Origin of the sequence: Aestuariivivens insulae (assembly GCF_022662195.1) — a bacterium.
Classification (GTDB): Bacteria; Bacteroidota; Bacteroidia; order Flavobacteriales; family Flavobacteriaceae; genus Aestuariivivens; species Aestuariivivens insulae.
The window spans coordinates 81,118-103,180 of the sequence record NZ_JAKMCS010000012.1; the positions used below are offsets into that span (position 1 = coordinate 81,118).

Consider the following 22,063-nt stretch of genomic DNA (forward strand, 5'->3'; position numbering starts at 1 on the left):
TTATTGTATTTTACCACCATTAAATCATACCAAAACTATTAATTATAATGCTTGCTACTTTACGCTTTACAACCCAAATTATAAAAACTATTTCCTCCTTTTTATTTCTCTCAATTATAATAACCGTTACATCCTGCCAACAAAAAGAGTCCAAAGAAAATGTAACAAACAAACACCCCAACGTTCTTTTTATTTTAGTTGACGATTTAGGCTATAAAGATTTGAGCTGTACGGGTAGCGCTTATTATGAAACCCCAAATATTGATAAAATTGCCAATGAAGGCATGGTCTTTAACCAAGGCTATGCAGCCAGTCGTGTTTGCAGTCCGTCTAGAGCTAGTATCATGACCGGAAAATTTACGGCTAGACACGGTATCACCGATTGGATTGGAGCCCCACAAGGTGAAGCATGGCGTAAACTTAATAGACATGATAAATTACTACCTGCAAATTACGAACATATCTTGCAAAAAAACGATATTACCATTGCCGAAGCCATGAAGGCTGCTGGCTACAAAACCTTTTTTGCTGGAAAATGGCACTTGGGCGAAGAAGGATCTTATCCAGAAGACCATGGTTTCGATATTAATAAAGGAGGCTGGAAAGTTGGGAGCCCCAATGGCGGGTATTTTTCACCTTGGAAAAACCCTAAACTGGAAAATAAAGTAAAGGGAGAAAACCTTTCCATGCGCCTTGCTAAAGAGACTGCCGACTTTATCACAAAGCATAAAGACACTTCGTTCTTTGCCTTTCTATCTTTTTATGCCGTTCATGGCCCTATTCAAACAACACAATCTAAATGGGAAAAATATAGAAATAAAGCTGAAGCTCAAGGCATTAAAGACAAAGGTTATAAAATGGAACGGGTCCTCCCTATAAGGCAAGTACAGGACAATCCCATTTATGGCGGATTGGTTGAAAGCATGGACGATGCCGTAGGCCATGTGCTCAACACCCTTAAAACATTGGGATTAGATGACAACACCATTATTGTATTTACTTCAGATAACGGAGGTGTTGCTTCGGGAGACAGTTATTCCACTTCAAATTTACCCTTACGTGGCGGAAAAGGCTACCAATGGGAAGGTGGTATCCGCGAGCCTTTCTTTATAAAAGTGCCATGGCTTAAATCTAATGGTACTTCAACAGATTATCCGGTTATAGGCACAGATTTTTATCCCACTATTTTAGATTTGGCCAACGTTAATTTATTGCCTGAACAACATATGGATGGCGTAAGTTTAAAACCGCTTTTAGAAGGTAAACCTATAGCCGAAAGGTCACTCTTTTGGCATTACCCTCACTACGGTAACCAAGGCGGTGAACCTTCTTCAATTATAAGAGAAGGGAATTGGAAACTCATCCACTATTGGGAAGATGGCAGAAATGAATTGTACAACCTACAAACAGACCCTGAAGAACAAAACAATGTTGCTGGTTCTAATGTCGATTTATCTAAAGAACTATATAGCAAACTTAATGCTTGGTTGGACTCTGTAAAAGCCAATAAACCTTCAAAAGACTTAGAGTATGATGACGCATTGGCACAAAAGCGTAAAGACTACTTAAAAAATACATTTTTACCTAAACTAGAACAAGATCGTTTAAAAGTACTATCAAAAGATTTTGAGCCTAATGCAGATTGGTGGCAAAGTAAAGTGACTATAGATTAGCTTTCCCTCTACTTGATAAGAGATTAAAGTTTTTATTCTACCCGTTATTCAATATCTTTATATTCCATAACTGGCCTACATTAATCCATTGACATGGGATTATATCATAAACATATACTTCCTAAATTAATTGACTTTGCCTGTAGACAAAAGCCAAATATGAAACAACGCGAGAAAGTGGTTCCATTGGCCACCGGACGTGTTTTGGAAATCGGTATTGGTTCTGGATTAAATTTACCATTTTACAATAACCAAAATGTAAAGCAATTAACCGCTTTGGATCCTTATGAAGCACTGTGGCAGGAAAACAACATAGCTATAGACGACCTTGGTTTTGACTTTCAATTCATCAAAGCTTCTTCTGAAAATATTCCGGAAGACAATAACACATTCGATTCTGCAGTAATCACCTATACCCTATGCTCTATAGATGATGTTAAAAAAGCCTTGCACGAAATTAAACGGGTCCTAAAACCTAATGGCATGCTTATATTTTGCGAACACGGGAAAGCTCCCGATAAATCCGTAGAAAGAGTACAGCAGCTCATTACCCCCATTTGGAAAAGACTTGGCGGAGGTTGTAACCTGCAAAAGGACATTCCTAAAATCATAACCAATAACGGTTTCAAAATTAATGATTTAAAAACCATGTACATCCCTGGATGGAAACCTATTAGCTATAATTTTTGGGGAACCGCAAGACCTAATTAACAATCAATTCCTTTAAAGCACCTATCACATAATCAATCTCTTCTTTTGTATTATAAATACTAAAGGAAAAGCGAATGGAAGGTTTCTGTAAGTCTTCTTCACTTAATATTTCGGCCAGTACATGGGAATTTTGGTTACTCCCACTTTGGCAGGCACTTCCCTTGGAACAAGCAATACCTTTCAAATCCAACTGAAACAAAAACATAGCTGCTTTATTACTGGATATGGGCAGACAAACATTTACCAAGGTATAGATGCTTTTGTCCATATCACCAGAATTACCATTAAAGGTTGCTTCAGGAATTTCAGTAGTTATTTTTGATATGAAATAACGCTTCAATTCTTTAACGTAATCACTTTCTTGTGCCAAATTTTCGTAAGACAAGCTTAACGCTGCCTCTAACCCCACAATATTATGTGTGCTTTCGGTTCCTGCCCTTAAGCCCCGCTCTTGTTCACCACCAAAAATTAAAGGCTTCAAACCAGAGTTTTTTCTAACAAAAACAAAACCAACACCTTTAGGTCCGTGAAACTTATGTGCACTAGCCGCTAAAAAATCAATAGGGATTTCATCTAACGGTAACCGATAATGCCCCACAGATTGCACCGTATCGCTATGGAACAAGGCATTATTGGCCTTACACAAATGGGCCACACGACTTAAATCCAAAATATTGCCAATCTCGTTATTAATATGCATTAAGCTCACCAAAGTTTTTAAAGGCTTGCCCAGCAATGTTTCTAAATGGCTATAATCTATTTGGCCTTGTTTATCTAAGTTTACAAAACTTACCTCTAAACCGTATTCCGCTTGTAACTGATCTACACTGTGCAATATCGCATGATGCTCTATTTTTGCAGTAATAATGTGTTTCACCTTCAAATCCCTAACAGCACTCCTAAGCACCAAATTATCAGCTTCGGTCCCACCAGAGGTAAATACAATTTCACCAGCTGAAACATTGAACTGTTTAGCAATGGATTTTCTGCAAGATTCGATAACCGATTTAGAGGAACGTCCAAAACCATGCGACGACGAAGGGTTGCCATAGCTGTCTTTCATGGCAACAACCATACGTTCCACAACCTCATCCCGTATAGGGGTTGTGGCAGCATTATCAAAATAAACAGGCTTTGGCGAAGTCATTGAATAGAGTTTTAGACCCCAAAAATACTTGAAATAAAATTATTTTCAATATGGTACGTTATAAATTACAATTCTATTATTTTTGCCTAAAACCCAAACCATGAGAAAGGTCATTTTTGTTTTTATTGCTATTGGCATATTTTTTCAATCGTCTTGCGACGACGGTGATATTATTACAGTTGAATTTGATTTTGCCGATACATTTAAAAGTTGTGGTGATTTGGTATTCTACAAAACAAAGAACGATCCTTCCGAATCCTTATCCCTAAGGGTTACCGATGTAGATTTTGAAAGCCTTTTTAATTTAAATGCAGGTGAAACACTCACTACTCCTTCAAATTCTAATACCTTTAACTATAGAACCTATAGCAATACCTCCTTACCTTCTAATTTATTTTGTAGTGATATCCCGCCTTCTGAAATCGATATCAAAGAAGACTACGAAAGTACTAACAACAAGGCCACCTTTACCACTTTGCTTGTTGAAGACGACAACGATGGCATCCCTGCTGAATTTGAAGATATAAACGGTGATGGCAATTTGGATAATGATGATACTGATGGTGATGGTATCTGGAACTATTTAGATGACGATGATGACGGGGATAATGTACCAACCAAAAGCGAAAACCCTAATTTTACGGAGGCAGACGGCCTTGCCAATGCACAGGACACCGATGGTGACGGCAAACCTGATTACCTAGATGATGACGATGATGGTGACGGTGTGTTAACCCGTGATGAAGAAAGTGTTGACCAAAATGAAGACCCTAGAGACGATGTTAGAGACCCCGATGTTGGTGCAGATTATTTGAATAAAGATGTCATTGAAGCTGTTCCTGCCAAAGCCTATCGCGAGCATACCATCTACCAAACTTATAATATTACTCTTATTATTGAAAATGTTAATTTGGAAATCATTACCCAAGATTTCAACTTTGGCTCCTTGGAAGACAGCGCTACATCAAAATCCAGAAAGGTAACGCCTCCTTTTCAGTAAGTCGGTTTAGCATTTTGGTAAATATAAACTTCTGTTGCCCCTAAGCCATATTTTTGGTAATTGGCATCGTAGAATTTTATATTGCCATAGCGTCCAAACAAATATTCCAGTTCCAGCTTTAGGACACCTTCACCAACACCATGTATAAATACGATTTTTTGTATACCCTTTTTAATTGCAAATTCTAGTTGACGCCTTGCTGTGTCCAATTGTAATGTTAAGATGTCGTGATTAGACATCCCTTTGGGCGACTTCATCAATTGGTTAATGTGCAGGTCGACTTCCATTGTGGGCTCATAGCGTTCCTTTGCTTTGGTTCTTCCGGTTTTTTTCCTTTTGGGACTTTCTTTTTCAGAAACTACAGCATTTAAATTATCGTATGAGAAAATACCTTGCTTAAGCGAATTATCCGCATGATGCTTAATTAAAGCTGCTCTGGGAAAATCCAACATGAAACCCTCATCGGTTTCAATAGAAACGGTATCTCCAAAAATCTTTTGAACCGTACCTGAAAGGTCTTCATCTAAAACCAAAACATAATCACCTATCTTCAAAGCCATGATCTTTAATTGAACTTTATCAAACTTTCAACTTTAAAAGTTCTTGTAACGCTATGCTAATTCCCCTCTTCAAGCTTTATCAATCCCTTTAATCTTTTTCAATCTCCCCGCTCTTATCTTGCTCAACCTCTTTATCCCGCTTACTCGGAATCGTTTTTGATATGCGGTATACACCAACCATCAACATAATTATCCCTCCTATCAATATGTATGGACTCTGAGCTTCAGATACTTCCCCATAAAAAGCTACAATCACCCCTAAAACAATTAAAATATAGTTTTTATTTTTATTCATAACAATCCTACAATAGAGCCACAAAAATACAAAATGGTTTGCTTTATATACCAAAACAATTGAGTGCAACACATTTTATAATAAACATGTTGCACTCAATAATAGTTACGCCTTTTATTATAAGCTTACTTTTCTACCAATATTTTTTTGGTAACCGTTTTGCCTCCATCTAATTGCAGTCTTAAGAAGTAAATCCCGTTTTGAATATTAGATATATTAATTTGATTATTTATAACTTGAACATGACCAACATACTGCCCCAGTAAAGAAACAATAGAAACACTGTATAGCCGATTAGATTCCAAACCTCTAATGTTAATACTGTTTTTAGCCGGATTTGGGTAAACCTTAATCACATTTTGCTCATTATAATCCTCTACTCCAAGTGCAGCCGGATTAAGCAAAACCTCACTAGACAGCCCATCCTTCAATGTGAATTCAATAACGGTATCTTCAGATGATTGTGGAGTTACATCCTGTACATTATTATAAGCCTGACCCAGACTCCATTTACCTTGCAAAGTTACCTGCCTTGTGGTAGCATTTACGGCCGCATAAGATTTATAACCTGTAATACCTACATCTGGATTAACTACAGACAATCTTAGCTGTTGTCCACTGCTATCATATTTAGTCATAACCAAACACGACGCATTCACCCCTTTTACATAATCGTAACTTAAGTTTGAAACTGTGTTGAAAAAGGCATAGCCCCAAATAGACTGTGCGTGATACTCCAAGATATGGGCATTGGCATCTTTTTGGTGTACTGTATAAGGCTTGTTTCCTCCACTTATAGTGGTATGCAAAGTGGTCATTTCACTGGTTGTGGTATTGGGTTTCACGATATACTCGTATCCTGCATTCGATGGCTGCTTTCCATGGTCCAAATAACTGATATAGTAATAATCACTTCCCGTTAGCACACTGGGGTCGGTTTGGTTTTCATTTGGGGTTTGGTTCAATACACGCATGCCCTTAATCGTTGCATTCGACACAATATAAAATCCTGTGGCATAATTACTCATTAGCCAGTTATTTGCCCCCGATATATTTATTGTTCCATTGTTAACACTTCCATTTAAATAAACATCTCCATTATTATCCATCCGCTGGTATAAAGTGGTAATGGTGGGGTTTGAACTATCATCATTGCCTATCCCAGATCCCAGGCTTACGATGAAATCATCTAAAAAGAAGGTAGACTTTTTAAACACAAAAGTATTATTATGGTTAGAGGTTGAAGAATATACCGGAGTACTCCAGGCTAACCCCTCCTGTTCTTGAAAATCCATGGCAAACATACCATAGATTCCATGGTTATTATCCAATACCCCATTGTTTTTTTTATCTAGGGCTAAAGCACCTGCAAAACGCTTTTGCTGGCGTTCGTCCAGTCTGGCTGCCTCTGCATGTAACTTATCCCATGGCAAATGGATAACGGTAGTGCCCGGATTATAGTTCCAATCCCACGACTCTACATTATAACCATTACCGGTAGATTTATCCCCAGGGTACAAAATCTCCAAGGCTCCATAACTTTGGTAGCGCCCATACCTATTTTCGTCTTTATAAATTTCACTGCCCCACGTGCTAACAACAAATCCTTTATTAAAGGCTACCCAGTCGTTACCGTTTCCTGTCTCTTTCCTGAATGCACCAGCCGATGTATGATTAAATTGAAAAAAACCAGATTCAAAAGGAGCTATGGTACTATAATTAAAACTTGAATATACGCCATGAATCCTGTTATACATACCTGCTAAAATGGGGTCGGCCGTCGATAAGCCCAAGATTTTACCTCCTGATATAGCCAATGCCCTTAAATTGTATAAACCAAATTGCCGTGATCTTGCTTCTGGGTTTCTCCCTGCTGTAGACAGCGCCTGATGCCCATAATCGTTGGCCTGAATGTACTGCGCATAAACGGCATCACGAAACACCTTGTAACTATCGGAAGACACCTGAAACTCGGTATCATCCATATAAGACAAAATGCTAGCAGCTGTTTTATAGGCATACATATAATTATTATAAGCCGCAGCGTGGTGAAACCCCGAACCATCGGGTTTTAAACCATCCCTAGCCCCAGTGGTATAAGAAAAAAAACGCTCCATATAGCGTTTAAAACTACGCATATAACGGTAACGCTCATCGGCTGTATTGGGATAGGTTAAACAATAGGCCAACAGGCCATCTCCAATGGTATATATGACATCGGTAACGATGGTTCCGTTATTGGTTTGATAGGCCTCATCATAATTCGCAACAAATAGGGGACCAAAATTATCTGTTTGCACATATAAGGTATAGGCAAATTTATCCTTTACCGCTTGTGTTAAATTAGGAATGCACAAGGAAGCCGCCCTTCCAAAGTCATCATAGGCATATCCTGTACCATCAACTGCCAATGTACCAGCACAGAATTGGTCCGAGGCCCATTCAATGACATTGTTCACCTTAGTTTCAACATCTATATAAGTGGCAGTTCCAGAAGTAGCATTTCTTAAATACTGGACATAGGTTTTTAAAAAACCCCAACTTTGACTTCCCCAAGTACTAATAGATTTCTCTCCCCCCTGGCCTATTTTAAGCCCATCATAAGTTGAATTGGCACTTGTAAGAGATGGCACTCCTGTACCCAAATACGCGGTCGCAAACCGATTAAACATTGTTTCTATTTCTGTTTCAATAGATGCATTTGAAGTAGTAAGGGACAAGTCTGGTGTTACAGTAACCGAACACTGTGGGAATGCCGAAAAAACAGAGGTAATTATTACTGTTATAATTAATTTGTGAATAAATTTCATTTTTAGTAGGTTAATTATTAGTTTCAATAATCATCAAAAATCTTACAAATTCTACCAACACTAAGGGTAGTTCCTGTTCTTTTAAAGGGTGCAAAATACCCTAGCATCAAGTTTATCAAAAAAGTATAGCTACCAATAGATGATCAAGTAAATTAAATACGCTATTTAAATAAGGGGTAAATTTAATATATTAGCCCTACAAACTTAAATTTATGTCCGGTTTAGACGATTATATGCTCCCTTGTTTAAACAAAAAGCTTTTTGGTTTTGAGTGTATGGGTTGCGGGTTACAACGATCGGCTTCTTTAGTGGTTCAAGGCGAGTTTACTGATGCTTTTTATATGTATCCAGCCATTTACACTTTAATACTTCTCTTAATAGTAATAATTCTTAATGCATTTAAAAAATTCAGGTTAGGTAATAAAATTATTACTATTTTGGCTGTACTTAATGTTGTAATTATTGTTACAAATTTTGTTTTAAAACTTATTTAACCTATTAATATAGAACTATGGAACAACAAAAACTCAATCCTACTCTTGTATATGTTTTAGCTATTTTAGGCCTTTTATGTTGCTGCTTTGGTGGCTTAGGTTTTATTTTATCTGGGATTGCATTCTTTATCGCTTATAGTAAATTAAAAAATGCAGAAAACAATCCCGATGCTTTCGATCCTGCCAGTGTAAAAGCAATGAACACGGCAAAAATTGTAGCAATGGTTATTTTAATAATCAACATTCTATATTTTATTATGACCATTTATAGAATATCTACTGTTGGATGGGATGAAATCATGAGACAATCCCAAGAAATGATGGAGCAAATACAGAATCAATAATTTAAATGCAACAAAAAAGCACCCAATGGGTGCTTTTTTGTTTGCTCTATTTTTCAAAGGCTTTTAGTGTTTTACTTATAATCGCGATACAGTCCATTAGTTGCTCTTCAGTCATTACCAGTGGTGGTGCAAAACGAATGATATTCCCGTGCGTTGGCTTAGCCAGTAAGCCATTATCCCTAAGCTTCAAACAAATATCCCATGCGGTAGAACTGTCTTCAGAATCATTAATAACAATAGCATTTAAGAGTCCTTTCCCCCTTACCAGTTTTACCAAATCGGTCGTTTCAACAAGTTTTTGCATATGCGCTCTAAACATATTACCGAGACGTTCGGCATTTTCGGCTAAACCTTCCTCTTCCACAACTTCAAGAGCAGCCATAGCAACAGCACAGGCCAATGGATTGCCTCCAAAGGTAGAACCGTGATTACCAGGGCGGATTACCTCCATCACCTCATCATCGGCCAATACAGCCGATACTGGCAATACACCTCCAGAAATGGCCTTTCCTAAAATAAGAACATCTGGCTTAATCCCCGAATAGTTCACTGCTAACAACTTCCCTGTTCGTGCAATACCCGTTTGTACCTCATCGGCAACAAACAATACATTGTGTTGCTTACACAAGGCATAGGCAGATTTTATATAATCTTCATCTGGCACATAAACACCAGCCTCACCTTGTATTGGCTCAACTAAAAAAGCGGCAACATTTTGGTCTTTTAATGCAGCTTCCAACGCACTTAAATCATTATAGGGTATAGACAACATACCAGGTGTAAACGGCCCAAAATTTTCAGTTGCTACAGGATCGTTGGATGCAGAAATTATAGTAACTGTCCTACCATGAAAATTATTTTGGCAGACAACTATTTTAGCTTGATTGGCAGGAATTCCTTTTTTTTCGTAACCCCATTTTCTGGCCAACTTGATAGCGGTTTCAACAGCCTCGGCTCCTGTATTCATAGGTAATACCTTGTCAAAACCAAAGTATTGGGTAACATACTTTTCATACTTACCCAATTGGTCATTATAAAATGCCCGGGACGTAAGCGTCAAACGCTCGGCTTGATATTTTAGGGCATCGATGATTTTAGGATGGCAATGCCCCTGGTTAACCGCTGAATAAGCCGATAAAAAGTCATAATACTTTTTGCCTTCCACATCCCAAACAAACACACCTTCTCCTCTAGTAAGCACTACGGGTAACGGGTGGTAATTATGGGCACCATACTTGTTTTCTAAATCAATTGCTTGCTGTGACGTTAATTTTTCTAAAACAGCCATTTTAAATCATTTTATAAATTAAAAAATAACCATTCCTACTATACCTTTATCCTTTCGAGAAGTATCGAAAATTCAGCGTGGGAGAGAAATCATCCTTAGATGGGTGCAAGTTAATAAATATAGGCTGCTTTATAAAATCATATAATGTTTATTATTCTGTTATTCTACTTGATAAGGATAAAATCTGCAATTCCAAACGCTTAATTTCACGCATTAAAGCGTTTTTATCCATTTGCATCCAGGCAAATACCTTAAGCATACTTACCCCTAATAAAAAAGCTATACTGCCTATGCCCCATTTTATTAATTCATTTACAGCTTCAGTATTAAAGAACTGCACCAGACAATACACGAATAGCACAAAGAATACTAAGGTCATTACATTCATGAGGTACATAATCCATTTATTTTTACCTTGGAACAGCCCCCCTAGCATCTGAATCACATTTTGTTCTTCCAGTCCTTCATAAAACTTAGCTTCTTCTTGCGTTAAGGTCTCTTTGATTAACTTATCAATGTCTTCCATATTAGTCGTTTTCATAATTCTTTTGTTTTAATATTATTTTTAATTTTTCCCTAGCGTGAAATAACCTGGATTTGGCAGTCCCAACCGATATTCCCAACATATCACCAATTTCCTTTAGTGAATACTCCTGAACATAAAATAATCGAACAACCAATTGTTGTTGCTCCGGCAATTTATTAATCAGCTTTAAAAGATCTTGCTGTATGTTAATAACGTTAGATACTTCATATTCTTCAAACGTATCTTGTTCTTGTTTTAGTTGGTTCTGAATTGTATTTGCTTTATTAACTGCCTTAAGGACATCAATAGACTTTGTATAAACTATACGCATGGCCCAAGCTCCAAAACTATTAGGGTCTTTCAGTTTGTCTATATGTTCTATAATAATCTGCCAGCAATCTTGAGCGATATCTTTGGCAGTATCGAGATCCTTAACAATCCAATACGCCTTATCGCAAAAAGTTTTATGCCAACGCTTCACTAGGGCAACCAGTGCCTGGTTATTGCCTCTTTGAAATTCCACAACCAATTTACCATCGATTATGCGTTCCTTTTTGTTCATGTATCAAGTGCTCTTGTACTATAAAGACGTTAGAATTGAAATAAGGTTCAATTATTTTCGATAAAAAATTCAAAATCACCTAAAGTTAATAGATTTATCTCAAGCGATTACTATTTTTGCAGCATGTCTAGAAAAAAAGCCAGAAAACAATTTTTTGAACAAATAGAAGTATTGGATGCCGGGGCGAAAGGCAAGAGCATTGCCAAAGCTCCAGATGGTAAAGTTATATTTTTACCCAATGCCGTACCAGGTGATGTTGTTGATGTACAAACCTTTAAAAAGCGTAAAGCTTATTACGAAGGTAAAGCGACAACGTTCCATAAACTCTCAACCAAGCGTGTAGAGCCTGTATGTGAACATTTTGGCACCTGTGGCGGATGCAAATGGCAACATATGGGTTACGAACACCAATTGCACTACAAACAAAATGAGGTTACTAATAACCTAACCCGAATAGGCCATGTAGGTTTACCCGAAATAACTCCAATTTTAGGATCTCAAAAACAGTACTTCTACAGAAATAAAATGGAATTTTCCTTTAGTGATAGCCGTTGGTTAACACAAGAAGAAATTCAGTCTAATGAAGATTTAGGCAATAAAAATGCCCTAGGCTTTCATATTCCGGGGATGTGGGATAAAATTTTGGATATTAACCAATGTCACTTACAAGCCAATCCTTCCAATGCAATAAGGAATGCGGTTAAGCAATTTGCCACCGAAAATGGATTGGCCTTTTTTAACACCCGAAACCAAACGGGCTTTTTACGTACCATGATGATTCGTACAAGTACTACGGACGACCTTATGGTGCTTATACAATTTTTTAAGGAGGATGTTCCCAAACGTGAACTGCTACTTGATTTCATTGCTGAACAATTTCCAGAAATCACTTCATTGCTATATGTTATCAATGAAAAAGCTAATGATACCATATATGACCAAGAGGTGATTTGCTACAAAGGCAACGATCATATTTTTGAAGAAATGGAAGGCTTGCGCTTTAAGATCAATGCCAAATCGTTTTACCAAACCAACTCCGAACAAGCTTACGAACTCTATAAAATAACCCGCAATTTTGCCGGACTTACAGGAAATGAGCTCGTTTACGATTTGTATACGGGAACAGGTACCATTGCCCAGTTTGTTGCCAAGCAAGCTAAAAAAGTAATTGGCGTAGAATCTGTACCAGATGCTATTGTCGCTGCAAAGGAAAATGCACAATTAAATGACATAAATAACGTTGATTTTTTTGTTGGCGATATGAAACAAGTTTTTAACGAACAATTTATTGCATCGCATGGGCTTCCTGATGTTATAATTACCGATCCCCCTCGAGACGGCATGCATAAAGATGTTGTTCAACAAATATTGAATATTGCTCCAAGTAAAGTGGTTTATGTGAGCTGTAATAGCGCAACACAAGCAAGGGACCTGGCCTTAATGGATGCAATATATAAAGTTACCAAAACACAAGCAGTAGATATGTTTCCACAAACGTTTCATGTTGAAAATGTTGTACTTTTGGAACGCAGACAAACTGAAAATTAATTTATGAAATGAGGATAAACAAATTTCATCATTACATATCAAACATTATGATTAAATTTTTTATACGAATTGCTGAATGCACAGAAATTTTTAGTTTCTTCATTTTCAGTGAACTAAAAATTTCAAACAGATGAAAAAAATAAGCCTACTTATTTTAGTGGTATTACTAACCAGTCATTTTAGTTGCGAACGTGATGATATTTGCCCTGAAACCACTTCCACTACACCACGGTTAATTATTGATCTATACGATTTCTCCAATCAAGAAGAAAAAAAGAACGTTATAGATTTTAGGGTTCAAGGGGTTGATAATGATGAAGTCTTACCTGACTACAACGTCATTAAAGCCACCAATAATATTATCCTCCCTTTACGTACCGATACCAATAAAACGGAATACATGCTCCACATTGATTATGCTGTTAACGACAATGGTACACCAGACAACACAGATGATGATTTTACTGAAGGCAACCAAGATATCATCTCCATTAATTACACCACCGAAGAAGTCTATGTATCAAGAGCTTGTGGTTATAAAACCATTTTTAAAAATGTAACACTTTCCATTGTAAGCGATAACGATAACTGGATTAAACTAAAAGAATCTGTAACCGAAAACCAATCTGTAGAAGATGAGACAACAACACACTTTAACCTATACCATTAGTAGCTTAGTTATAGCACTATTGCTTTGTGTGTCTGTTAGTGCACAAAACGATAGTATCCCAACAACCCCTACAGACTCTATAACCTACAAATTAAAATATGGTTTGCGTGTTGGTGGTGACATTGGCAAACTTATTCGTTCCTTTTTAGATGATGATTATAGCGGTTTTGAAGTGATTGCAGATTATCGCCTAAAAAATAAATTATACATCGCTGGTGAATTGGGGATTGAAGAAAAGAACACCATTACCGACCATCTAAACATTACCACTAAAGGCAGTTACCTTAAAGGTGGTATTGATTATAACTTGTATCAAAATTGGTTAGATATGGACAATATGATCTTTTCTGGGTTTCGCGTTGGTGCCAGTTCCTTTAGCCATACCAGAAACAGTTTTCAAGTGTATAGCACAGACCAATATTGGGCACCTCAATATACAAATACCGACAGTGAAAAATTCAATAGCCTAACTGCCGTATGGATAGAATTGATTATAGGTATTAAAGCCGAACTATTCAACAACCTTTATCTAGGGCTTAACCTTCAATTAAAGGGATTGGTTAGCGAAACAGAGCCCAGTGGTTTTGAAAATCTTTATATTCCTGGGTTTAATAAAACTTACGACAGTTCTGGTATTGGTGTAGGATATGGCTACACCCTTTCCTATCGCATCCCGCTTTACAAAAAGGATAAGCACAGGTAACCACTACCTTTTGGGGCTCTTTAATGACACCAACAAAATCCCCACGATAACCACCAAGGTTCCCATTAGTTGTATCAAAGTTAACTTTTCACCTAGAAAAATAGCGGCTAAAACTATAGTCGATATGGGGCCTATACCTGCTATTATTGCAAGATTAGATGAATTGATTAGCTTTATTGAAGCAGATACTAAATATGATGGAATAACGGTGGCAAAAACAGCTATACAAAACCCTAGCAAATAGACTTGCCACGGTAGGCTTAGTATACTTTCTTGTGCTGTAATACCATAATGTACAAATACACAAAGACAGGACACCAACATGGCATAACTTGTAAACTTTACAACCCCAAACTTTGGAATTAACCAACCACTTCCCACTAAATAAGAAGCATAGGTTATAGCGCTAAGCAAAATAAAGACACCTCCTAAATACGTATTGCTCCCAGACACATTAACCTCTTCTCCAATGGTTATTACAATACCCAAGTAAGTTAAAATAATCGCTCCCAATTGAATTTTACTTATAGTATACTTTAAAAACACTCTATTTAACAACAGTACAATGGTAGGGTATATAAACAAAATGATGCGTTCTAGGCTGGCCTTAATATAGGTTAGGCCTACAAAATCAAAATAACTGGCCAAATAATAGCCTACCAATCCAAATACAACTATCCAGTAATAATCTGCTTTTGTAGTAACAACATCGCTGTTCTTTTTTCTATATAAATAGGCTATAGTAACATAAAATGGAAATGAAAAAACCATTCTTAACAATAAAACACTAATGGCATCAACCTTATATGCATAAGCTAATTTTACCATAACCGCCTTAGATGAAAACAGAACAATCCCAATAACACCTAGTACTATACCATAAATAAATCTATTAGTATCTCTCATGTAGCTAAATTAGAATAGACTTATCTGATACCTTATTAAAAATTGAAGTGTCTACGATGTTCAAGAAATAAAAAAATGGAAAGCTTCAAGTGGTAAATGATTATTAAAGCTTGTCTTCTTTACTATAATACTCTATAAAGTTCTTCTGCCCGATCTTTAATAGATTGCCCACGTCTTTTTATGAGGTTTCTCATATAACGCTTTAAAAAAACCTCATCTGCAAACCTTCCCAAAAGCTTATATGGCGACTTAAAATGAAAGATATTGGTCATTATTGTTTTACTTTCGGTATGCTTTGAAGATGTAAAATGATACACTAATCGAAATGACTCAAAAGCTCCAAGGACCATTTCTACTACAAAATAATTAGGAGCATCAAACTCGGTGATTTTAGAAGTTAAATGTTGAACAAAACCTAAATGATTAGCTTCCCAACTTACCCATTCACCTGGACCAATTAAACCCGAAATCCTTCCAGCTATAGCCTTTTCTTTTGAGAACTTTAAGGTTTCCTGATGAAAATCAATATCTCTAGCTAGATCAAAACACATTCTAGCATCAGCATTAATTTCTGTTTCGATTTTTATTGAGGGCATAATACTTAGTATTTCGAAAGATACAAAAGTATTAAAATTCTTATAACTACAAAAAAAACTTACAAAATAACTCTACATATGTTTTGCTATGTACCTAAACATTAAACAAGAAATGCATCACATCGCCATCCTTAACTATGTAATTTTTACCTTCCACACGCATTTTTCCAGCTTCTTTTACTTTTGCCTCACTACCATAATTTACATAATCCTCATAACCAATAACTTCGGCTCTAATGAAGCCTTTTTCAAAATCAGTATGAATCACACCAGCTGCTTGAGGTGCTGTAGCTCCAATGTTAACAGTCCATGCACGTACTTCCTTAACACCTGCCGTAAAGTAGGTTTGTTGATTTAACAATCTGTATGCTCCACGAATTAATTTAGCCGATCCAGGTTCATCTAGCCCTATGTCTTGCAAAAACATTTGGCGTTCCTCGTAATCGTCCAACTCGTTAATATCGGCTTCCGTACCAACAGCCAAGACCAAAACCTCTGCGTTTTCATCTTTAACCGCTTCCTTTACTTGCTCTACATAGGCATTGCCAGAAACTGCAGCCCCTTCATCTACATTACAAATGTACATTACGGGCTTATCGGTAATAAACTGTAAAGGTTTTACAAAATCGTTATAATCATCTTCATCAAAGTCTAAGGCCCGTACAGAAGTTCCAGACTCTAAACCAGACTTTAACTGTAAAAGGGTAGCTTCCTCTTTTTGCGCCTCTTTATTCCCTGTTTTCGCAGCTCGCTTAACTTTATCCAGCTTCTTTTCAACTGTCTCTAAATCTTTAAGCTGAAGTTCCATATCTATGGTTTCCTTGTCTCGAATAGGGTCTACACTACCATCCACATGAACAATATTATCGTTATCAAAGCAGCGTAACACATGTAATATAGCATCAGTTTCTCGAATATTACCTAAAAACTGATTACCCAAACCTTCCCCTTTACTGGCTCCTTTTACCAAACCTGCTATATCTACAATTTCAACAGTTGCTGGAAGTACACGTTCAGGTTTCACTAAAGATTCCAATGTTTCCAATCGCGGATCTGGCACATTTACAACCCCAATGTTAGGCTCTATGGTACAAAATGGAAAGTTTGCACTTTGTGCCTTGGCATTAGACAAACAATTGAATAAAGTTGATTTCCCAACATTTGGCAATCCTACAATTCCTGCTTTCATGTGTTTTAATATATTGATTTTTGCGAGTGCAAATATATATTATATTCAGGGTTTTCCTTTTATTTTTTCAGTTGGAAATTCATTAATCGCTTCATATAACCTTAATTTTTACTAAGAAACCGCTCATACTTAGTGGTTTTAAACAAAAAATTAACTTATATTTAATGTAACTAACTCAAACAAAACAACTTATGAAACACATTTATTTTTATTTGTTCATGTTAGCTACATCGCTAGTATGGGCTCAACACAGTGTTACCGGAACTGTAAACGATACAAATGGAACACCGCTACCTGGTGTTAACATTACAGAAGAAGGTACTTCAAAAGGAACAACCACAGATTTTGATGGAAATTTTACCATCACTGTTAATGAAAACGCAACCTTAATTTTTAGTTATGTAGGTTATAATACCGTAAGAATGGCAGTAAACAACCAATCGACCATGAGTATAACTATGGAAGAAGGGGTTAGCTTGGAAGAGGTTATACTGGTAGGTTCGCGTAGCCCTCGCAGAACAGCAACAGACACACCTGTTCCTGTTGATGTTATAGATGTTTCGGGTATAGCATCAACTACCGGGAAAGTAGAAGTTAACGACATCCTTCAGTATGCTGCACCCTCCTTTAATGCCACAAGACAATCTGGATCGGATGGTGCCGATCATATCGTACCGGCATCCTTACGCGGTTTAGGCCCAGACCAAACCCTAGTGCTAATTAATGGTAAACGTCGTCATCAGTCATCATTAGTCAATATTTTTGGAACGCGAGGTCGAGGTAACTCAGGAACCGACCTTAATGCCATACCTGCTTTTGCTATAAAGCGTATTGAAGTTCTACGGGATGGTGCTTCTGCCCAATATGGTTCCGATGCCATAGCCGGTGTTATCAATATTGTTTTAAAAGACTATACCGATGGGTTTTCTGGAGGAATAACCTATGGGGCATATAGCACAGCCATTGGTGATGGTTGGGAAGATGCCACGGGAGAAACTCTATATAACGTAGAAGGCAAAAACCGATTGGATGGCAATGATAAAAACTTTGATGGTGCTACCGTTAAAATTGATGCTAATTATGGAGTACTCCTTAATAATCTGGGAGGTTTCATAAACTTTACAACCGAATTTCTATCCAAGGAACGTACATTACGTCCCGGATTCTCATGGAGAAAGGGTTATGGTAGTGCTGGCGTAGATGGTTTTAACTTTATGATCAATTCGTCATTACCAATAAACGACAATACCGAAGTTTATGCCTTTGGTGGTAGAAATTATAGAGATACTGATGCTTATGCCTTTTCAAGGGATAGCTTTCAGGATGGGGATAACCGCTCTGTCCCAAGCTTATACCCCAATGGTTTTACACCTAGGATAACATCTAACATTACCGATGTTTCTGTATCTGTTGGTGTTAGACATAAAATGGACAATGGTTGGAACGTGGATTTCAATAATACCTTTGGAAAAAATAGCTTCCACTACTTTATTAAAGGCAGTAACAATGCCTCCATGAAGGACGCCTCGCCAACCGATTTTGATGCTGGTGGCCACTTTCTATCCCAAAATACAACAGGATTGGATTTTAACAAATACTTGGAAGATGTCGCTTCTGGACTGAGCTTAGCTTTTGGGTTTGAATATAGAACGGAGAATTTTGGCATTTTTTCTGGTGAAGCACAATCCTATGGACTTTACGACAATAACGGAGTTATAATTACCAATCCTGCAGTTCAAACCGTTGCCACAGATTCCAATGGTGATGACTTACCTGGAGGCTCACAAGGATTCCCCGGTTATAGCCCTGCCAATGAAGTGGATAGAAGCCGAACCAATTATGGTATTTATTTCGACACCGAATTTAATGCTAGTGAAACTTTTATGGTTGGTGCCGCCGTTAGGTTTGAAAACTACAGCGACTTTGGCAATACCTTTAATGGAAAACTGGCCACTAGACTAAAGTTAAGTGAAGACCTTTCAATAAGAGGCTCTATCTCAACAGGGTTCAGAGCCCCCTCCTTGGCACAGCTTTACTACAACCTTATCTTTAATAACATTGTGGCAGGCGAATCTGTTCCTTCATTGTTATCGGCCAATAACAGTACGGTAACCAAAGCCTTTGGCATTGGACAGCTAAATGAAGAAAAAGCATTTAATGCCAGCATAGGGTTTACTTTTAAAAGTGGAGATTTCACAGCAACAGTTGATGCCTATTCCATAACAGTTGATGACAGGATTATCTTAACCGATAACTTTACCGATCAAGCTGTACTTGGTCCTTTAAATGTCGATGCCGCTCAGTTCTTTGCCAATGGCGTGGATACCAGAACGTCTGGTCTTGATATTGTTTTGGGTTACGAAACCAGTGTGAGTGACGATTCCAAAATTAAAGTAGGGTTAATAGGTAACATTAACGACTTGAAAATTAAAAATATAAACAATGGCAATTTAAATGAATTTACGTTCTTTGGGCCTTTCTCACAAGCTTATTTAGAAGCCGCTGCACCCGATTATAAATTCGGACTAAACCTGGGGTACAACTGCAAAAAATTTGATGCTTCAGTAGCGCTGACCCAATTTAGTAAAGTTACCCTACAAGATTTCCAATGGGTGGACTCCCCGGCAACAACCCAAGCAGAAGCCGATGCGCTTTACGATGTCGCTACCGATATTTATAAGGCCTCTATGGTTGTAGACCTAAGCTTAGGGTATCAAATTTGTGAAAATGCCAAGTTTAGTATAGGAGCCAATAATTTATTCAATAAATACCCAACCCCACAATTCGATGGCTGGACAGACCAAGGGGGGTTGGCCGATTCCGTTCAAATGGGATCTGATGGGACTTACATTTTTGGACGATTGAATTTTAACTTTTAAAACTCTTTAACAAACCCAGAGGGAGCTAAAAATATTTTATATGTAGTAAGGTTGAGCGCAGTCAAACCCTAATATTAACTTTCAATAATTTAAAACATTTGACTTTGTTCAATGTAGCATAAAATCAATTTTTAGCTCTTTCTTTTTTTCTATGTTACCTAGCTCCATGTAACAAAACAAGCCTTTATTCGTCATTTTTTCAAAGCGACTACTTATGAAGAATATTTTATGGCTTGCCTTAGCACTTACCATTTCCTTTTCTGCATTTTCACAAACTATTACAGCTAAAATTATCGATAATACCAACGGTAACCCTATTGCATATGCTACTGTAAAAACAGGACCGCACAGTGGTGTTATCTCCAATGAAGAAGGTTATTTTTCAATTAATACCGAAAACGACCTAGTATCTGTATCCATTTCCTGCATGGGATACCAACCTAAGGATATTACTATTGAAACGATAAAATCCCTTGATTATACCATCCCGCTCGAAGAAGCCATAAACCAGTTAGACGAGGTGTATTTAAGTAACAAAAGACCGCATGTCGACTCCATTATAGCTATGGTTAAACGAAATATTAGCAAGAACTATAATATCAATCTAAATACTTATCACCTTTTTTACCGCAGTACCGATCATGTCGATTTTAAGCATCTGGACTTTGAAATTGAAAAGGCCAAACATGTTCCGTCCAAAAATATACATCTGGCCAATGCTGAATTTACCCAATTGACCAATACCATTATGAATAGTAACATTGTTCATTTTACCGATGTTAAAGGAGCGCTCCATACCCTTAATCAAGATAGTAGCAAAATGGTGGTTGAAAAAGTAACAAAACTATTAGACCATAAAAAAGATTTTTCTATTGAAAACATCGAAGAAAAAGCCAAAACATTGGTCTTAAAATATCTGGATACGACCAAAACCTACAAAGTAAAGACAGGTCTTTTTAAGGTTGAAGATTCCATGTCTATAAAAGAAGAAGAACTTAAAAGCGATAAAGAAAAAACTTATGCAGTAGCCAATTTAAAAAACAGTACCAGGTCTTTGATAAAAAAGGCAACCTTTAGCCATAATTCATTTTTAAACACACTCATTGATCCAGATTTATACGATTACACATTAGAAGACATTATTTACGATAAAAACGACCTTAATTACATCATCCTATTTGAACCCAGAAGGGCTAAATCTAAATTAACTGGGACCCTTGTAATTAATGATGATGATTATGCCATTACCCGTGTAAATTACAACTATTACAAATCACGACATGGGAGCAAGTTTAATTTACGCCTGCTCCTGGGGGTTAAGTATGTTGAAAATATAAGCGAAGGCACTTATATCTATGAAAAACAAAATGATAGTACTTACCAGCCCAAGTACATCAAGCGTATAAAAGGCAGCTATTTTTATGTAAACCGTGATTTTAAATTGATTGAAAACAGCCCACAAAAACACAAAATAGGTTTTAACTTTAAAATTGAAGGTGATAACCGCACCAAAGAAGAATTTCTATTAACAGCCATGACCAATAACGATTTAGAAAGCTATAACAAGATACAACAAGAAAAAGAAGTACCGTTTATACAATTAAGCGCTTTCGATAAATCGGCTTGGGAAAATGAGGAGATTATTGAGCCGCTCGAGGAAATGAAACGGTTTGGGAGTGGGAATTCATTATAGCTCTCTGAGGATGTAAAACAAAGAAGCAAACTTTTTCCTTAGGATATATTATCAACCAATCTGTTTAAGTCCTGTCGAAATGAGGCACGATTGAGACATCGCATTATTTGAATTTAATTATATATTGTCTTAATTTCTTAATGTGATTTCTCACTACGTTCGAAATGACTACAAGTATCAACCAAAAGCTACTGTCATGTCGAAATGAGGCACGATTGAGACATCACATTATTTGAAATTAATGATATATTGTCTTAACTTCTTAATGCGATTTAGCTCCTCTGAACCTTATTGGTTTCTCACTTTGTTCAAAATGACTGTAAACGTCAAACATAAGCCTTAGTCATGTCGAAATGAGGCACGATTGGGACATCACATTATTTGAACTTAACCATACCATTGGCTTAATTTCTTAATACGAGTTAGTTCGCTGAACCTTATTGGTTTCTCTCTACGTTCAAAATGACCG

20 protein-coding genes are annotated in these 22,063 nt (G+C 37.0%); 10 read left to right on the forward strand and 10 right to left on the reverse strand.

Features of this window, described 5'->3' with window-relative positions; all coding sequences use genetic code 11:
• The first annotated feature begins 47 nt into the window (after positions 1-47).
• Together MR062_RS13895 and MR062_RS13900 are read left to right on the forward strand one after the other, a co-directional pair.
• Positions 48-1,673 carry a sulfatase gene (locus MR062_RS13895; RefSeq protein ID WP_242205308.1) on the forward strand — a complete coding sequence of 542 codons (1,626 nt, stop codon included), beginning with the start codon at positions 48-50 and terminating at the stop codon, positions 1,671-1,673.
• Between the two features lie 159 nt (positions 1,674-1,832).
• Positions 1,833-2,384 carry a class I SAM-dependent methyltransferase gene (locus tag MR062_RS13900; protein WP_242205309.1) on the forward strand — a complete coding sequence of 184 codons (552 nt, stop codon included), beginning with the start codon at positions 1,833-1,835 and terminating at the stop codon, positions 2,382-2,384.
• Here the strand turns inward: MR062_RS13900 and MR062_RS13905 are convergent.
• On the reverse strand, positions 2,377-3,531 hold the full coding sequence (locus tag MR062_RS13905) for a cysteine desulfurase family protein (RefSeq protein ID WP_242205311.1): 1,155 nt from the start codon (positions 3,529-3,531) through the stop codon (positions 2,377-2,379). The two genes, MR062_RS13900 and MR062_RS13905, sit on opposite strands and share 8 nt — an antisense overlap.
• A 100-nt stretch (positions 3,532-3,631) precedes the next feature.
• Between MR062_RS13905 and MR062_RS13910 the strand changes: the two genes are divergently transcribed.
• Positions 3,632-4,531 (forward strand): hypothetical protein, encoded by a 900-nt coding sequence (locus MR062_RS13910; RefSeq protein ID WP_242205313.1) that lies wholly within the window; start codon positions 3,632-3,634, stop codon positions 4,529-4,531.
• Here MR062_RS13910 and MR062_RS13915 read toward each other — a convergent pair.
• The 3 genes from MR062_RS13915 to MR062_RS13925 all read right to left on the reverse strand — a co-directional run bounded on the left by MR062_RS13915 (position 4,525) and on the right by MR062_RS13925 (position 8,196).
• On the reverse strand, positions 4,525-5,091 hold the full coding sequence (locus MR062_RS13915; RefSeq protein ID WP_242205315.1) for a Smr/MutS family protein: 567 nt from the start codon (positions 5,089-5,091) through the stop codon (positions 4,525-4,527). The two genes, MR062_RS13910 and MR062_RS13915, sit on opposite strands and share 7 nt — an antisense overlap.
• Before the next feature lie 88 nt (positions 5,092-5,179).
• On the reverse strand, positions 5,180-5,386 hold the full coding sequence (locus MR062_RS13920) for a hypothetical protein (protein ID WP_242205317.1): 207 nt from the start codon (positions 5,384-5,386) through the stop codon (positions 5,180-5,182).
• A gap of 125 nt (positions 5,387-5,511) precedes the next feature.
• Positions 5,512-8,196 carry a polysaccharide lyase family 8 super-sandwich domain-containing protein gene (locus MR062_RS13925; RefSeq protein WP_242205320.1) on the reverse strand — a complete coding sequence of 895 codons (2,685 nt, stop codon included), beginning with the start codon at positions 8,194-8,196 and terminating at the stop codon, positions 5,512-5,514.
• A 212-nt stretch (positions 8,197-8,408) separates the two neighbouring features.
• On the opposite strand from MR062_RS13925, the gene MR062_RS13930 reads away from it, so the two are divergent.
• Positions 8,409-8,690 (forward strand): DUF2752 domain-containing protein, encoded by a 282-nt coding sequence (locus MR062_RS13930; protein ID WP_242205326.1) that lies wholly within the window; start codon positions 8,409-8,411, stop codon positions 8,688-8,690.
• A gap of 17 nt (positions 8,691-8,707) precedes the next feature.
• On the forward strand, positions 8,708-9,034 hold the full coding sequence (locus MR062_RS13935) for a CCC motif membrane protein (RefSeq protein ID WP_242205328.1): 327 nt from the start codon (positions 8,708-8,710) through the stop codon (positions 9,032-9,034).
• A 46-nt stretch (positions 9,035-9,080) separates the two neighbouring features.
• On the opposite strand, the gene rocD is transcribed toward MR062_RS13935, so the two are convergent.
• The 3 genes from rocD to MR062_RS13950 form a co-directional block, all read right to left on the reverse strand.
• The gene (gene rocD, locus MR062_RS13940) at positions 9,081-10,322 is read right to left on the reverse strand and encodes an ornithine--oxo-acid transaminase (protein WP_242205329.1); all 1,242 of its coding nucleotides are present in this window, start codon (positions 10,320-10,322) and stop codon (positions 9,081-9,083) included.
• A 151-nt stretch (positions 10,323-10,473) separates the two neighbouring features.
• Complete coding sequence (locus MR062_RS13945) at positions 10,474-10,863, reverse strand: DUF6768 family protein (RefSeq protein ID WP_242205331.1); 390 nt, start codon at positions 10,861-10,863, stop codon at positions 10,474-10,476.
• Positions 10,850-11,410, reverse strand: coding sequence for an RNA polymerase sigma factor (locus tag MR062_RS13950; RefSeq protein WP_242205333.1), 561 nt, complete (start codon positions 11,408-11,410; stop codon positions 10,850-10,852). Before MR062_RS13950 ends, MR062_RS13945 begins: the two co-directional genes overlap by 14 nt.
• Before the next feature lie 123 nt (positions 11,411-11,533).
• On the opposite strand from MR062_RS13950, the gene rlmD reads away from it, so the two are divergent.
• The 3 genes from rlmD to MR062_RS13965 all read left to right on the forward strand — a co-directional run bounded on the left by rlmD (position 11,534) and on the right by MR062_RS13965 (position 14,331).
• On the forward strand, positions 11,534-12,958 hold the full coding sequence (gene rlmD, locus MR062_RS13955; protein WP_242205334.1) for a 23S rRNA (uracil(1939)-C(5))-methyltransferase RlmD: 1,425 nt from the start codon (positions 11,534-11,536) through the stop codon (positions 12,956-12,958).
• A gap of 130 nt (positions 12,959-13,088) precedes the next feature.
• A complete protein-coding gene (locus MR062_RS13960) occupies positions 13,089-13,628 on the forward strand; it encodes a DUF6452 family protein (RefSeq protein ID WP_242205336.1) in 540 nt (179 codons plus the stop codon).
• Positions 13,594-14,331 (forward strand): DUF6048 family protein, encoded by a 738-nt coding sequence (locus tag MR062_RS13965; protein ID WP_242205338.1) that lies wholly within the window; start codon positions 13,594-13,596, stop codon positions 14,329-14,331. The genes MR062_RS13960 and MR062_RS13965 overlap by 35 nt, the downstream gene beginning before the upstream one ends.
• Positions 14,332-14,334: 3 nt before the next feature.
• Here MR062_RS13965 and MR062_RS13970 read toward each other — a convergent pair whose 3' ends face one another.
• From MR062_RS13970 to ychF, 3 genes are all read right to left on the reverse strand, one after another.
• Positions 14,335-15,237: a DMT family transporter gene (locus MR062_RS13970; RefSeq protein ID WP_242205340.1), complete on the reverse strand. Its 903-nt coding sequence runs from the start codon at positions 15,235-15,237 to the stop codon at positions 14,335-14,337.
• Positions 15,238-15,359: 122 nt separating this feature from the next.
• A complete protein-coding gene (locus MR062_RS13975; protein WP_242205342.1) occupies positions 15,360-15,833 on the reverse strand; it encodes an SRPBCC family protein in 474 nt (157 codons plus the stop codon).
• A 94-nt stretch (positions 15,834-15,927) separates the two neighbouring features.
• Complete coding sequence (ychF, locus tag MR062_RS13980; RefSeq protein WP_242205344.1) at positions 15,928-17,022, reverse strand: redox-regulated ATPase YchF; 1,095 nt, start codon at positions 17,020-17,022, stop codon at positions 15,928-15,930.
• 191 nt (positions 17,023-17,213) lie between these two features.
• On the opposite strand from ychF, the gene MR062_RS13985 reads away from it, so the two are divergent.
• Together MR062_RS13985 and MR062_RS13990 are read left to right on the forward strand one after the other, a co-directional pair.
• The gene (locus MR062_RS13985) at positions 17,214-19,901 is read left to right on the forward strand and encodes a TonB-dependent receptor (RefSeq protein WP_242205346.1); all 2,688 of its coding nucleotides are present in this window, start codon (positions 17,214-17,216) and stop codon (positions 19,899-19,901) included.
• Between the two features lie 214 nt (positions 19,902-20,115).
• A complete protein-coding gene (locus MR062_RS13990) occupies positions 20,116-21,594 on the forward strand; it encodes a carboxypeptidase-like regulatory domain-containing protein (protein ID WP_242205348.1) in 1,479 nt (492 codons plus the stop codon).
• Positions 21,595-22,063: the final 469 nt, after the last annotated feature.